Origin of the sequence: Elstera cyanobacteriorum (genome assembly GCF_002251735.1) — a bacterium.
GTDB classification, from domain to species: domain Bacteria; phylum Pseudomonadota; class Alphaproteobacteria; order Elsterales; family Elsteraceae; genus Elstera; species Elstera cyanobacteriorum.
Map to the genome: position 1 here is coordinate 274289 of NZ_NOXS01000034.1, position 14506 is coordinate 288794.

General features: G+C 63.7%; 12 protein-coding genes and 1 tRNA gene. 6 read left to right on the top strand and 7 right to left on the bottom strand.

All coding sequences use genetic code 11. From position 1 onward, the window contains the following. Positions 1 to 25: 25 nt before the first annotated feature. Genes CHR90_RS16250 through CHR90_RS16265 form a run of 4 tightly spaced genes read right to left on the bottom strand, consistent with a single transcriptional unit; the run spans position 26 to position 5816 of the window. Positions 26 to 1336, bottom strand: coding sequence for a lysine N(6)-hydroxylase/L-ornithine N(5)-oxygenase family protein (locus CHR90_RS16250; RefSeq protein WP_094410152.1), 1311 nt, complete (start codon positions 1334 to 1336; stop codon positions 26 to 28). Then, positions 1333 to 3135 (bottom strand): IucA/IucC family protein, encoded by a 1803-nt coding sequence (locus tag CHR90_RS16255; RefSeq protein WP_094410153.1) that lies wholly within the window; start codon positions 3133 to 3135, stop codon positions 1333 to 1335. Before CHR90_RS16255 ends, CHR90_RS16250 begins: the two co-directional genes overlap by 4 nt. Further along, positions 3132 to 4046, bottom strand: a complete 915-nt coding sequence (locus CHR90_RS16260) for a GNAT family N-acetyltransferase (RefSeq protein ID WP_094410154.1) — start codon at positions 4044 to 4046, stop codon at positions 3132 to 3134. The genes CHR90_RS16255 and CHR90_RS16260 overlap by 4 nt, the downstream gene beginning before the upstream one ends. 3 nt (positions 4047 to 4049) lie before the next feature. Next, complete coding sequence (locus CHR90_RS16265) at positions 4050 to 5816, bottom strand: IucA/IucC family protein (RefSeq protein WP_094410155.1); 1767 nt, start codon at positions 5814 to 5816, stop codon at positions 4050 to 4052. Between the two features lie 113 nt (positions 5817 to 5929). Here CHR90_RS16265 and CHR90_RS16270 point away from each other — a divergent pair, with 113 nt between their 5' ends. Beyond that, complete coding sequence (locus tag CHR90_RS16270) at positions 5930 to 7111, top strand: MFS transporter (RefSeq protein ID WP_170941443.1); 1182 nt, start codon at positions 5930 to 5932, stop codon at positions 7109 to 7111. A gap of 91 nt (positions 7112 to 7202) precedes the next feature. Here the strand turns inward: CHR90_RS16270 and CHR90_RS16275 are convergent. Next, positions 7203 to 7278, bottom strand: a tRNA-Ala gene (locus CHR90_RS16275). A 246-nt stretch (positions 7279 to 7524) separates the two neighbouring features. On the opposite strand from CHR90_RS16275, the gene CHR90_RS16280 reads away from it, so the two are divergent. Next, a complete protein-coding gene (locus CHR90_RS16280) occupies positions 7525 to 8259 on the top strand; it encodes a substrate-binding periplasmic protein (protein ID WP_094410157.1) in 735 nt (244 codons plus the stop codon). 76 nt (positions 8260 to 8335) lie between these two features. Here the strand turns inward: CHR90_RS16280 and CHR90_RS16285 are convergent, their stop codons facing one another. Beyond that, positions 8336 to 8704 (bottom strand): TIGR02300 family protein, encoded by a 369-nt coding sequence (locus CHR90_RS16285; protein ID WP_094410225.1) that lies wholly within the window; start codon positions 8702 to 8704, stop codon positions 8336 to 8338. A gap of 186 nt (positions 8705 to 8890) precedes the next feature. Here CHR90_RS16285 and aroA point away from each other — a divergent pair, with 186 nt between their 5' ends. The 4 genes from aroA (at position 8891) to CHR90_RS16305 (ending at position 13307) form a co-directional block, all read left to right on the top strand. Beyond that, a complete protein-coding gene (aroA, locus tag CHR90_RS16290) occupies positions 8891 to 10225 on the top strand; it encodes a 3-phosphoshikimate 1-carboxyvinyltransferase (RefSeq protein WP_094410158.1) in 1335 nt (444 codons plus the stop codon). A gap of 1 nt (position 10226) precedes the next feature. After that, the gene (gene cmk, locus CHR90_RS16295) at positions 10227 to 10844 is read left to right on the top strand and encodes a (d)CMP kinase (protein WP_094410159.1); all 618 of its coding nucleotides are present in this window, start codon (positions 10227 to 10229) and stop codon (positions 10842 to 10844) included. Between the two features lie 143 nt (positions 10845 to 10987). Then, entirely contained in the window at positions 10988 to 12679 is a 1692-nt protein-coding gene (gene rpsA, locus CHR90_RS16300; RefSeq protein ID WP_094410160.1) for a 30S ribosomal protein S1, read from the top strand. Positions 12680 to 12878: 199 nt separating this feature from the next. After that, positions 12879 to 13307: a hypothetical protein gene (locus CHR90_RS16305; RefSeq protein WP_094410161.1), complete on the top strand. Its 429-nt coding sequence runs from the start codon at positions 12879 to 12881 to the stop codon at positions 13305 to 13307. A 17-nt stretch (positions 13308 to 13324) separates the two neighbouring features. Here the strand turns inward: CHR90_RS16305 and CHR90_RS16310 are convergent, their stop codons facing one another. Continuing rightward, positions 13325 to 14503, bottom strand: coding sequence for an alginate O-acetyltransferase AlgX-related protein (locus CHR90_RS16310; RefSeq protein ID WP_094410162.1), 1179 nt, complete (start codon positions 14501 to 14503; stop codon positions 13325 to 13327). Between the last annotated feature and the right edge of the window lie 3 nt (positions 14504 to 14506).

Below are 14506 nucleotides of genomic sequence, written 5' to 3' on the forward strand. Positions count from 1 at the left end.
GGTAAGGCTGGCATAGGATGAGGGGCTAAATTGCAAGTTTTAGATCACGCCCGGCATCCCCCGCCGTTTCCCAGCGCAGCAGCGAGACGTCGCCGTCCACCGCATAGACCGTTCGCCCCATCAGCGCATTGACGATGCGGGCTGACCGCCACGCCATTAGGCTAAGCTGCGGGTCGGCGATCCCGAGGGTCTGGCGCCCGACGTTCTGGGCGAAGATGCGCCGGTCGTCCGGTCCATCCCAGGTAACGCAATAGTCGCGGCCCATCACGAAGCGGCGGTCGTCGTCGAGCGATAGGCGCGGGCGTAGCGGATCGAGACAGGCGGGCAGGGCGATACGATAGCCGGTGGCAAGGATCAACACCGCACCGTCGATGGTTTCGATGCCGCCGTCGAACCCATTGCGCAGGGTCAAGCGATAGGCCCCCGATCCGCCATCGAGGGCAATGGCGTCGCGGTAGGGCAGCAGCGCCGCGAAATCCCGGCGGCGGTCGAGGTAGGTAATTTCATAGAGCCGCTGATAGAGCGCGCGCAGCGTCGCGTGGGAAATCCCGTCGCTCGCCAGTTTTTGGCTGGCGAGGATGCGTTCCTTGCGCTGCGGCGGCTGGGCCAGGAACGCTTCAAGATAGCCCGGCATGAAATATTCATTGGTGAAGGGCGCTTCGTCGATGGGTGCGAAGGTCGGGCGGCGGCTGATCCAGGTGACCGCCGCTGGCGCGGCCGCGTCGCTGCGGTTCAGCAGATCGAGCACGATTTCCGCCCCGGACTGCCCACCGCCGACGACGATGACCCGGCGCCCGGCGACCTTGGGGGCATCCAGCAAAAAGCGGCTGGAATGAACACAGTTTGGCCCCAGCGCCCCCTCTGCCCAGGCCGGGGTTGCCGGAACCGGCCCGGTTGCGAGCGAGAGGTTGCGGGCGGTGACGGTGGTATCGTTCACCGTGAGATGAAACAGCCCATCGGGGCCGAAATCGACGGCAGAAACTGTCTGTTCGAAGCGCAGGCTTTCCAACTGGCCCGCAACCCAGCCCATATAATCGGCGAACTCGCGGCGCAGGATGGCGTCGAACTCGGCCGAAATGAAGCGGTAAAGCCGCTTGGTCGCGACCAGATAGGCAAGGAAACTATAGCGGCTCGTGGGATCGGCGGCGGCGACCAGATCTTTCAGCCAGGAGGTTTGCAGCGTCGCGTTCGGCAGCATCATGCCGGGGTGCCAGGCGAAATCCGCGCGCCGGTCGAAGAAGCGGGCCGATACCTCCGTCTGCGGATCGAGCAGCGCGGCAAGGCTGAGATTGAAGGGACCAATGCCGATACCGGCGAGATCGAGGCTCTGGGTCATGGAACGGGGTCCAATACGGCTGGGGAAACGGACGGCACCCCCGCCAGCCCGGCATCCAGCCCAAGGCGTAGCGAGTTGCGAAGGGGCGTGCCGAGGGTCGGCAGCGGGCGCTGGGCCGCGTCGCCATAACCGATGGCCAGGCGGACCCGGTTGATGCAAACGCGGTGAATCTCCGGCGCGAAAACGTCGAATTCGGCAAAGCGGGCGGCGAGATCGGGGTGGCGGGTTTGATAGCGGCGCAGCACGCCGGCCAAAAGCCCGTAAAAACGATCCTCCGGGAACCCCGCCGCCTCCCGCAGCGCTTCCGACAAAAAGCGCAGGCTGGTGACGAAATGGCCGGTCAGCAGCCCGTGGGCCACATACAGCGGCGGTTTGCGCGGCAGGGCGGCGCGGGCAGCCGGGGCGAGGCTGTCGAGTTCCGGGAAGGGCGCATCGACCAAATCCATGTCGCCCTGAAAATCCTTCAGCGTCACGCCGACCGGGCGACCTTGGCGAAAGACCGCGCCGATATTCTGACCGTGGGCGATGAAGCCAACGCCATAGCGGGCGAGGAAATGGTAGAGCGGCACGGTCACCGCTTCAAACAGCGCGTCCAACCATTCTTCGGTCGACAGACCCGACTGGGCGATCCAGGCGCAGGCGAGCGGTGGTCCGTCCGCCACCCGGTGCCAAAGCGCGCCGACCATCGCGCTGCTTTCGCCCGGCAGCAGCGCCGGGCTTTCGCGCCAGATCGCCCCCAGCATCTCGCGGTACTGATAGGGCGCGTCGGTCAACGCTTCGTAATAGGGATGCGGGTAGAAAACCCCGGCAGGCTCGCCCTGCACCAGCACGCGGCGGCCCTCGGCCAACTCGGGATCGGTCGCCACGATCCCTTTCAGCCAGTCCGAGACAATCGGGCCGATGGCGAGATATTTACCGGGAATGCCGCGCCAAGCGGAGGTGTTGAGAACGGTCAACGCGAGTTTCAGGTGCAACTCACGGGGCCGGTCGGCATTTGCCAGGGTACGCAGCGATTGCAGCGGACGGTAAGCGTCACCCAAGGGGCCGAGCGGCACCAACCGCTGCGCGGCGATCTCTCCCGCGAAGGCAGGCGCGATCATCGCCTGCCATTGCCACGGATGGATCGGCAGCGGCAGGTACTGGGCCGGATCGAGACCCTGGTCACGCAGCCGTTGGTCAAACGCAGCAACCTCGGGGTCGGATAGGGAGGCGCGCAGCAAGCCCTGGGGGGTGATGTCGGCTCCGGCGCTCCAACGGCAGGCGTCGCGATGGGCCGCCGCCCAGACCACTTGAAACCTGCCGCCGAATTCCGGGGCGTAGGCGGTCAGGCTCTCCAGCCCCCAGCCCAGGCGGCCTTTGCTGCCCGGCGCTTTCGGGTGGCCGTCGAGATAGGATTGCAGGTCGTCGTCCGGCAGGGCGATCAAGGCCGCCGCCGACTGCCCGGCATTGCGTGCCAGCACGGCGCTATCGGCCAGCAGAGTGTGCAGAAGCTCCCGCCCATAGCCCGCCAGCACCTCCGGTGCGGCGGCAAACTCGGCCTGCGCGTCGAGCAAGAAGGGTAAAGCCTCCGTCACCGTCACCCCATCGCGGGTCAGGCTTTCCGGTGTAATCGTCAGGCTGCCCCAGATGCCGCGCACGGCCTGAAAGCGATAGGTGACGCCGGAGGCGAGGCGCAGCGTCCAGCCGTCGCCGTCTTGCTGCGGAGTAAAACTCTCCTCATAAGCAAATTCGCGGATCAGCTTGGCCAGCAGGGCGCGGTTGCGCTCCGGCCATGCGGCGGCGAACGGCGGTAGGGTCACAGCGCCACCTCGGCAAAGAACCGCCGCCGTTGGCAGACCATCAGCGCCGCGCGCTTATGGGGAAAGTCGAACTCCTTCACTTTGTCGAAGGCACAATCCGCCGCATAGCGCAGCATCTTCACATGGCTGGCGCGCGGCTCCCCCACCACCCGTTCGGTGCGCGGGTCTTCGAGGAACAGGTAATGGGTGATGGTGCGGAACCACGCCAAGGTGCGCACCCGCCCCAAATGGGCTGTGTTGCCGATCAGCGCGTGCCAGCCGTGGTCATAGGGGTGCGCGTCGTAATGGGGGCCGAGCCGGTCCTCCATCCCCCAATAGGCTTCGAAATAGGCCGATGGCTCGCCGTCGATACAGCCGATCAGCCCATAGGCGTGGGGATCGGCCTCCAACTTGGCGAGATACTCGGCCAATTCTTCCTTTGGCTTGGCGAGTTCCCAGAAGAAGGCGACGCGCCCCTGGTTCATCCAGAAATGAAAGAGATCGAGATCGGCGGTCTTATCGATCACCCGCAGGCTGAACAGCCCTTCCGCGGCGGGATCGTAGCGGCGATAGACATCGCCCACCGGCTGGCGCGGGCGCAGGGGGTGCCCCGCCTCGGTCGGCAGATAGGGGAAGGGGCCGCGCGGCTGGGTCAGCGCCGATCCGGGCCATTCGTGAAAGCCGCGCCGGTCGATCCACGGCAGCAGCTCGCCGCTGTCGGGGTGCGGCGCCAGACCGTGGACTAGCCCGAGGCCGATCAACTCCGCCGCCCGGTCGCAGTGGCTTCCGTCAAGCCAAAGGCGGGTCGTCTCCGGTTGGCGCAGGAAGTCAGCCGTCACTGCCGCCACGAGCGCTGACAGGTTGGTGGCATCGGACGCAAGCGGTGTGGCCGCCGCCGAGGCGGGGGGGCGCGGCAGAACATCAACAGACATGGATCAGACCACCAAAGGATTGGGAAATGCGTGATAAAGGCTGAGTGGATCGACGCTCGCCCCGGCCTCGTCAAAGCCGCCCAGGGCGATGCGGAAGTTGCCCTTCGACGTCAGCTCCGGCGAGGTCAGCGCCAGATCGAATAGGCTGCGGTCACGCCGTTCCCCAGCCGCCAGGGCTTCGAGGAACCGCCGCCAGATTGCGAATAAAGCCGCCTCCGCGACCTGATCCGACCGGGCAATCGCCGCAATGGTTAGGAAGACGGCGTTGAGGATGATGTAATAAGAGACGAGCTTCGCCGCCGCTTCCGACGAAAAGCCGGGGCAGCCAGAGGTCGGCAAGTCCGGCAGATGCGCCGCAAGATCGGCTTCGAACGCTTTCACGTACGCCGTGCCCTGGCAGTCGCGGAACATCGCCGTTTCCGGCAGACCGTCTTTTAACCCGATCAGCAAATTCTGCTGATGGGCGCCGAACAAGAGGCCGACGTCGCTGGCGGTCAGCAGCACCGGGGCGATAGCGACGGTCAGGAACCGCTCGAACCACAGGCCCGCCGCCTCGGCGTAAGGCAGCCCGCGCGCGGCGGCGACCTGACCGATCAGCGAAACGACCCAGGACGGCCCCCCGAACGGACCATCCTGGCACAGGCTCGCCAGCATCGCGAGGGGGGCATCGGCGCTGCGGATCGGGTTTTCGCGCAGGGTGATCAGACTATCGGGCAGATCGCGCCCCGCCCGGTCGCGCAGCAGGGCATAGACCGGCTCGCCCAAAAAGCGGAATTGCGGGAAGCGTTGGCGCAGCGTCGCGCCGACCGGCGAGGCGAGCAGCTTATGGATAATCCGCCCGCGCTCCACCTCCGCCCGGCGCAGCACGCGGAGGGAGTTGGTCATCTGCACACTCAGCGAGGCTTTCACCATATAGTCGGCATGGGGCGCCCATAGGGAGCGGACGGAGGCCGTGGGCCACCAGGGCCGGGCATCGTGCGGCAGTTCCCGCACAAGGCCCGCCGCGACCAGTTCCGCGACCGGGGCCACCCGCTGCAACCGCGCCCATTGCCAGGGATGCATCGGCATCGGCCAGCGCCCTGCGTCCACCGGCTGGCCATAGAGCGCGGATAGCGCCTCAGCCGCCAGCCCATCTTCCGCTTCGCCGATCGCTAAAGCTTCCGGCGCGACCGATAGCCAGACCAGCGGGAAGCGCCCACCCAGTTCGGGGGCATAGCGCGCCTCCTCCCCATCAAAAACCGCGCGGGTTTTTGGCGCCGGGTGAACCGGATGACCGAGAAGCAGCGCCTGTTCGGCGGCCAGAAAGGTCGGCGGGGCAGCCAGAGCGGCGTCTAACCACGGGCGGCGGGCGTCGAGGAAATCGGCAACGGCAGCAACCGAGGCCCGCGCGCGCGCCAGCAGGTTTTCCCGCTGCACCGGCGTTTCCCCGGCGGATAAATCGGCCCCGCGCAGAATAAGGTCCAGCGCGGTTTCCGCCGGGATTGGATGCTCCTCCCCCGCCGGTCCCAGACGGCGCCAATCGTCGCCGAAACCGTGCCGCCCGGCGCGGCTAACGGGGCGCAGCGAGACGCGCAGCGCGCCGCCTCCCCCTAGCTTCGGCAGCGGCAGGTGCAGGGTCTGGCCCGTGATCTGGCCCGCGCTGGTTTCGCGCAGCAGCGCATTCACCAGCCCGGTCAGGCCGTGGCGCAGGGCAAAGAAATGGTTAGAACGCGCGGCATCAGGAAGCGGCGGCACCTGGTCCGAGGCGCGGAGGATCGTCTCCTGACGCATTCGGTTTCTCTCTGGATTAGCAGGATGAGGTTATGATATTCAGAATCATTCGCATTCGCAAGATATTTCCCTGACTGATATGCAGGACGATGGAAAAAGACAACCGAGGACCGATGAAAGTCGCCGCGATTCTCAACCGCTTAGCTGCAGGATCGTTGCTGATTGGGCTAGGGCAGGGGGCGCAGTTCGCGCTGTTGCCGCTGATTGTGGCAATGACGGGCTTATCTCCGGCGCTCCTAGGGGGGATTGTCGGCGGGGGAACCTTGGTCGGGCTGCTGGGGGCCTTGCTGTGGGGTCGGATGGCCGACCGCCAGGGCTATCGGCGTGTGGCGGTTTGGGCGGTGGCGGTCTATGCAGCCGCCCAAGCGCTGATGCTTCTGGCGCTCTTCGGGGCGCAGCAAGACTGGCTGACAGCGGCTGGGGTTGCCGCCTGGATCGCGGTCGTCCGGCTGGCGCATGGTTTTTCCGTTGCTGGGATTCAGCCCGTGCTTCAGGGCTGGTGCGGGGTTTTAACCGACGCGGCCGGGCGGTTCGCCGGGCTTGCGAAACTCTCGGCCGCGCTATCGCTGGGACGATTGGTCGGGCCGCTGCTGGCGACGGCAGCCATTCTATCGCCCCTTTTGCCCTTCGGTTTGGTCGCGCTGTTGGCGCTGCCGATCTTGGCCGTGATCATCCGGTTGCCGGATCCGGTGGTGACCCCGGCCCTTCCCGCCGAACGCCGCCGCCTGCGCCCCGATCGCGCCCTGGCGGTGGGCTTTCTCATGACCCTGGCGCTCGGGCAAATCTACGCCACCTTAGGGCTTTATCTTCAGGCGCGCGATGGGCTGACGGCCGAAGCGGCAGCGGGGGGGATGGGGCTTAGCCTCAGCCTCGCCGCCCTCGCCGCGCTCGGCCTTCAAACCCTGGTTCTGCCGCGCCTGGCCTTAACGCCCCGCCTAACGCGACCGGGGCAGATCGCGGCGATAGCGCTCGGCCTCGGCTGTCTCGTTCCCCTGTGGCTGCGGGGCATCGTCGGCGCCGCCCTGGGGGCCAGCCTGATCAGCCTCGGTGCAACTTTGCTGGCAGCGATAACGGCGACCCGCGTTAGCCTAGGGGCTGGGCCAGGCCAGCACGGGCGGGTGGCGGGCGGGCAGAGCGCCGCGCAAAACCTAGGCTATGCGGCGGGGGCTGCGGCGGGCGGGGTTTTGTTCCAGATCGCCCCTGCGGCACCGCTCATCGCGGCAGCAGCCTGTGCGGTGGCTCTGCTTCTCCTTGAGAGCCTCCCAGCCGCCGCAAAGCCACTGCTACCGCCTTAGGGTTTCCCCCGTCCACCCCATCACATCATTTCGTATGATAACACAGCAAAAAGGAGTTAGCCGCTTTATGCTGCTAACCCCTTGATTTGTTTGGTGGAGCTAAGCGGGATCGAACCGCTGACCTCTACAATGCCATTGTAGCGCTCTCCCAGCTGAGCTATAGCCCCGAAACTTCTGGGTTGTCGCAGTGCCGTTGCCGGTACCGTCTGGCGTGAGCGGTTTGTAGACCAGGGGCGGCGGGGCGGCAAGCGAAAAATGACAGTTTTTTAGCATCACTGAATGGATAACCGTCACGGCCGGGCGGGAGGCTGGGGGGCGGCTTATCAGGTGTCGCCGTCATGAAATCGCAATACCTGTGCGCCATGCTGATTAAGACTAGTTAACCTCATCCTTTCGCGTGCTGGAGGCTGCCCATGAAACAGGGATTCATCGCCGTTATTCTGGCCGGTTTTATGGTGACGCCCGCGCTCGCGCAGCCGACGGTGAAGCTGACGACGCTCGATTGGTGCCCCTATACCTGCGTTACCGCGCCCGACGGCGGGTTTTCGACGGTTATCGTCAAGGAAGCCTTTAAGGCGGCAGGCTATACGGCGGAGGTCGAGTTTCTGCCTTGGCAGCGCGCGGTGCTCACGGCCAAAGATTCAAAGGATGTCGCTGGCTATTACCCCGAATATCCGGGGGAGGTTGAGGGCTTCACCCTATCGCCGGCCATCGGGGCGGGGCCGCTGGGGTTGATCTTGCGGAAAGGCGCCCCGGTGCCCGCGCCGACCGTCGAGGGGCTCAAGGCGCTGAAGCTTGGAACCGTCACCGGCTATATCAACTCCAGCCAGGTTGCGGCGGCGATTGCGGCGGGGCTGAAGCCGGAAAGCGTGTCCGACGATGTCACGAATATCCGCAAACTCGCCGCTGGGCGCATCGACGCGGCGGAGATCGACCAGTTCGTCTTCGGTCATCTGTTAAAGACCGATCCCAAACTGGCGGATGTGAAGACCGACGTAGTGTTCGCTCTGCCGCTCGAAGAGAAAAGCCTGCATGTGGCCTTCAACACCACCGATTACGGCAAGAAGCTCGCGGCGATTTTTGCCGAAGGCTTGGCGAAGGTCGATACCAAGGGCTTGCAGCAGAAATATTTCGCGGCGGCCCGCTGATCTCGGCCCAAAACAAAATGCCATAAAAAAGGCCCGGTCGCGCGACCGGGCCTTTTCCTTGCCAGGGGCGAGCGGGTTAGCGCTCGTCCTCACTATCAAGATTTTCGATGACTTCGGCCATATCGTCCTCGTCTTCACCGAGGTCGGACGTGTCTTCCATCAGATCATCGTCCTCGTCGCTGACCGCATCCTCTTCGACGAGATCGGCTTCGACATCGGGTAGATCGACGACATCAGGCAGATCAACCTCGTCCGCCACCACGGCCACGGGCTTGGCGGGCTTATCGTCGGGCAGCGGCGCGCGCGACCGGCGCGATTTTAGAATCGCTTCGGGATCATAGGTCGTGCCGCACTTTGGGCAGACGATGGGATCGCGGAGCAAATCGTAAAACGGTGCGCCGCAGGAATGGCAAATGCGCTTTGCGCCCCATTCGGGTTTCGCCATGTCAGCTTGTTCCTTGGTCTGGTGAAATAGTCTTGGCCGTTCCTGCCAGGGGGGGCGGCGCTTGTCAATCATCTGAACGCGCAAGCCCCCCGTGACAAGCAGGTAGCCCCTGCGGGGCGGATGCTTGAGGACGGCGTGAAATTCAGGTACGCCGTGCCCAAGGTTTCGCCAGAAGGGGTTTTCCGCATGCATGCGCCGCGTCCGCTCACGTCCCGCAAAGCCGGGGCTTTGTCCGGGACTATCCGGGTTCCCGGCGATAAGTCGATTTCGCACCGGGCGCTGATGTTTGGCGGCCTTGCCCTGGGGGAAACGCGGATTACCGGGCTGCTGGAGGGCGAAGACGTGTTGGCGACCGCCGCCGCCATGCGGGCGATGGGCGCGACGGTCACGCGCGATGGCGATGGGCAGTGGCGGGTCACCGGCGTTGGCGTTGGCGGCCTGTCGGAGCCGGACGCGCCGCTTGATCTCGGCAATGCCGGAACGGCGACGCGCTTGCTGATGGGGCTGATCGCTGCCCATCCGTTTACCGCCTTCATGACCGGCGACGCCTCGCTGCGCTCCCGCCCGATGGCGCGGGTGACCGTGCCGCTGGAACAGATGGGCGCACGGTTTGTCACCCGCAGCAAGGGCCGCCTGCCGCTGGCCGTCATCGGCACGGCGACCCCGACGCCGATCAGCTATACGCTGCCCGTGGCCTCCGCCCAGGTGAAATCGGCGGTCCTGCTGGCGGGTCTCAATACCCCCGGCGAAACCAGCGTGATCGAGCCGGAGCCAACGCGCGACCATACGGAAAATATGCTGCGCCACTTCGGCGCGACGGTGCGGGTGGACGAAACGCCGGAAGGCCGTAAGGCAACCCTGGTCGGCCAGCCGGTACTGAAGGCCGCCGATGTGGTGGTGCCGGGCGACCCGTCGTCCGCCGCATTTCCGGTGGTCGCAGGCTGCATCGTACCGGGGTCGGACATTATCGTCGCGGGCGTCGGGCTCAATCCGCTGCGCGCCGGGGTCTTTGCCTCGCTGCGCGATATGGGCGCGTCGATTGACGAAGTGAACCCGCGCGTTGAGGGCGGGGAGCCGGTGGCCGACTTGCGTGTGCGCTATGCCCCGTTGCACGGGGCGGAGATTCCGGCCCATCGCGCGCCCAGCATGATCGACGAATATCTGGTGCTGGCGATGGCGGCGGCCTGCGCTTCGGGCCGCACCATCCTGCGCGGTCTGTCGGAACTGCGGGTGAAGGAAAGTGACCGTCTGGCCGCGATTGCCGAGGGGCTGACGGCCTGCGGCGCCATCGTGACGGTGGCGGGCGACGATTGCATCATCGACGGCACGGGCACCCCGCCGAAGGGCGGCGTGACGATTGGCGCGAAACTCGATCACCGTATCGCCATGTCCTATCTCATCCTCGGTGCCGTGACCGAACAGCCGATCCGCATCGACGATGCGGCGCCGGTTGATACCTCCTTCCCTGGGTTTGCCGATCTGATGAACAGCCTCGGCCTGAAGATCGCGGCGGAGGCGTAAGATGCCGGTGATTGCCGTTGACGGTCCCGCCGCGTCGGGCAAGGGCACGATCGCCAAACGCCTCGCCGCGCACTTCGGTTATCCGCATCTCGATACCGGCCTGCTTTACCGCGCTGTGGGGTGGGTGGTGCGCGACCGGCTGGACGATCCGCGCGCGGCGATTGCGGCGGCGGAAGCCTTCGATATCGCCATGACCTGCGGCGATGAGCTGCGGACGGAAGAAGCGGGGCGTGCCGCCTCCAAAATCTCCGCCATCCCAGAGGTTCGGGCGGCGCTGCTGGCTTTTCAGCGTAGCTTTGCCGCCCAGGCGCCGGGGGCAGTGTTGGATGGGCGCGACATTGGCACGGTGATCTGCCCGCAGGCCGAGGTGAAACTCTTTGTAACGGCCTCCGTCGAAGTTCGGGCCGGGCGGCGGCACAAAGAGTTGCAGGCGCGCGGGAATCCTTCTATATACGCCGACATCCTGGCTGATCTTATCGACCGGGACCGCCGCGATAGCGAGCGCGCCACAGCGCCTTTGAAGGCTGCTGAGGATGCGTTCCCCCTGGAAACGTCCCAAATGGATGCCGACCAGGCCTTCGCAGCGGCCCTAGCCTATGCGGCGCCCAGGATAAGTTAACCGCCCTTTGCGGCCGGGGTTTCGAAGGAAACGCCGGAGGCAAGGGGTTTTCGTCACTTTCCAACCCCGCACCGCCGTTTTCGTCCAACGGTGGGGCTGTCCGGCAATCGGGCCGGGCCAGGGATAACAGGACCGGAGCATGTATGAGCACGAGTGAAAGCTTTGCCGCGCTTCTCGAAGAATCGCTGGGCACGGGTGAAAACCTGGAAGGCACCGTCGTTAAGGGCACGATCATTGCCATCGAAAACGACTTTGTCCTGATTGATGTTGGTCTGAAGTCGGAAGGCCGTGTGCCGCTGCGCGAATTTGCAGCGCCGGGCCAGCCGAGCGAACTGAAGGCCGGCGATACGGTGGAAGTGTACCTTGAGCGTATGGAAGACAAGAATGGCGAAGCCAGCTTGTCGCGCGAAAAGGCCCGCCGCGAAGAAGCGTGGAACGTGCTGGAGCGCGCTTTCACCGAACAGCAGCGTGTTACCGGGATCATTTTCGGTCGCGTCAAGGGCGGTTTCACCGTCGATCTGTCGGGCGCCGTGGCGTTCCTGCCGGGCAGCCAGGTGGATATCCGCCCGGTCCGCGATATTACCCCGCTGATGGGTTCTCCGCAGCCCTTCCAGATCCTCAAGATGGATCGCCGCCGCGGCAATATCGTCGTGTCGCGCCGCGCCGTTCTGGAAGAATCGCGCGCCGAAGCCCGGTCGGAACTGGTTGCCTCGCTGAAGGAAGGCCAGATCCTGCAGGGCGTCGTGAAGAACATCACCGATTACGGTGCGTTCGTTGATCTCGGCGGCGTCGATGGTCTGCTGCACGTCACCGATATCGCGTGGCGCCGCATCAATCATCCGTCCGAAGCCCTCACCATCGGCCAGCAGGTCAATGTGCAGGTCATCCGCTTCAACCCGGATACCCAGCGCATCAGCCTCGGCATGAAGCAGCTTGAAGCCGATCCGTGGGAAGGCGTTGCCGCCAAGTACCCGGTTGGTGCCAAGTTCAATGGCCGCGTGACCAACATCACCGATTACGGCGCGTTCGTGGAACTGGAACCGGGCATCGAAGGCCTGGTCCACGTCTCCGAAATGAGCTGGACCAAGAAGAACGTTCATCCGGGCAAGATCGTTTCGACCAGCCAGGAAGTCGAAGTGATGGTCCTGGACGTCGATCCGGTGAAGCGTCGCATCAGCCTTGGCCTGAAGCAGTGTATGGACAATCCGTGGGATACGTTCGTCACGAAGTTCCCGGCCAATACGGAACTGGAAGGCGAAGTCAAGAACATCACCGAATTCGGTCTGTTCGTTGGCCTGCCGGGCGACATCGACGGCATGGTTCACCTATCGGATATCGATTGGGAACGTCCGGGCGAAGAAGCCATCCAGGACTTCAAGAAGGGCGATCAAGTGCGCGTCCGCGTTCTTGACGTCGACGTGGAAAAGGAACGCATCAGCCTGGGCATTAAGCAGCTCACCGCTGATCCGTTCGAAGCTTCCATCGGCACCGTCCGTAAGGGCGAAGTCGTGACCTGCACCATCACCCAGGTTCAGGAAAACGGCATCGAAGTCGAAGTCGCCGAAGGCGTCATCGGGTTCATCCGTAAGGCCGAACTGGCCCGCGACCGCAACGACCAGCGCACCGAACGCTTCGCCGTCGGCGATAAGATCGATGCGAAGGTCACGCAGATCGACAAGGGCTCGCGCCGCGTGTCGCTGTCGGTCAAGGCCCGCGAAATGGAAGAAGAAAAGGCCGCGATGGCCGAATACGGCTCGTCCGACTCGGGCGCGTCGCTCGGCGACATCCTGGGCGCTGCCATGCGTCAGGCCCGTCAGAAGGAAGACGCGAAGTAAGCCTTACGGCCCTTCGTTCCAACTGAATGCGACCGCCGCCGGGGGAAACCTCGGCGGCGGTTCGTTTTTTGTGGCACGTGGGAGATTATTGATATGTCATTTTGGTGTTATTGTTTTTATTTTTCTATTGAAGACAGTTAAATTTTCTATTTAAGGTATCATTTGTCAAAATGTCTGAAATAAATACCTTGAGGGTGAGATGGTCGGGAAAAAAAACTTCATCGAGATCGCTGGAAAAATTGCCGACAATATCTTGGTTCCAGGATATGTCACAGCTGTTGTTAATGCGTTTTCTGACGCCCAGGATGAAATTAAGGCGGCAGAATTAAAGGGGATGGTTGAGTTAGAGATGGAGGCTCAAAAACAAAAAATCATAATGGAGTTTCAAGCTCATCAGGCACGAGTTTCTCAAGAGGTAGCGATAGCAGAGAGAATTGCTACTTCTCATGAAGTCGAAATTACAGAGTATTATGACGCTCATGGAAAGGGAAGTGCGGGTTTAGGTATTCAAGATTCTAATATATCTATTGGGGTAGGAGGTGAGGGGCGCAGGGTAACGCATAGGGTAATAAGGTTTTCTGGCTCTAATAAATTCTCTGATACAGATTCTGAACAGATCGCTTCGTAATTTGTTAACCGCCGGGCCTATTCATTATTAAAAAGGCGGCGAGCCGCCCTAAGACTATTCGATTCCGCCACCATCCCCCCTTCGGAAAACAGGAGGAGAATGATGTCCGGGTTGAAGGCCTCCACGGCGATCTGCCGAAGGGTCGCCCGTTGCGCCGCGCTCAAGCGTTTCCCCTCGTTGAGGGAGATATGCCACAGGTCGCTGAAATATGGCGCCAACCCCGGGGCGATGCCAGTGCCAAAAGAATCGCTGAGCAACAGCAGCCGAGGCCGCCGCTCGGTATCCGCCTTCGGCGTTGCGGGCCAGAAGCGCGAGACCTGGATTAGACGCTCGGCGATCTCCGGGAACTCCGGGAAACACTCTGGGCGATCTCGGCAACTCAGCATTCCGGTCCCGGACCAATCCGGTTCAGCCTCGGTAATCGGGCGGCTGAGGCCCGGCATGAAGCTGGTCAGGTCGGAAAAACTGTTGAAGGGGCGCAGCGTCGGGTTGGTGCGACGGGCAAGGCCGAGATGGGTTTCGGCGATCAACCGGGCTATTGGCCAAGCGCCCGCCACGGTCCAATGAAAATTGGCAGCCGGGTAAGGGGTCGCCGCCCGGAATTCTGTCAGCGGGTACAGAATAGGCCGATCTTTCCCCAAGCGTGCCGCGGCTTTGGCGAGGATCTCGGGCATCGGCGGGTGGGATTGGGCGCAGTCGGCCTGCAGCCAATCGGGTAATTTTTCGGGGATCACCCGGCTTTTATCGGGGATCACCACCAGACGCACCTTTGGATTGGCCGTGTGAATTTCGGCGATGTAATCGACCATCTGCGCTATCCGCTCTGCCATCGGCGGATCGACGATATCCAGGCCGCAAATACCGCGTAGGCTGCGCCAGGATTCCCCTTTGCCGAAATTCAGAAAAATCTGATCGTCCTTACCGCGCACTAAGTCGGCGCCAGGATATTCACCGAACAGCGCGTATTTTAGCCGGTTGTGCCAAACGGTCAGCAGACCGCGCAGACCGAAGTGATCGGTTAGCCAGGCCGATGTTTGGGCGGGGAAAGCGGTCAGCGTCGGCCAGTCTGTCGGCAGCGTCGGCGGGGCAGCGATTTTACGGTTTTCCGTCAGCGGCGGCGACAGGGGATCCCAGGCGGTCGTGGCGAGCGGTACGGTTAGCAGGGCGATCCACAGCAGGGGAAGCAAGCGCCGCATGGC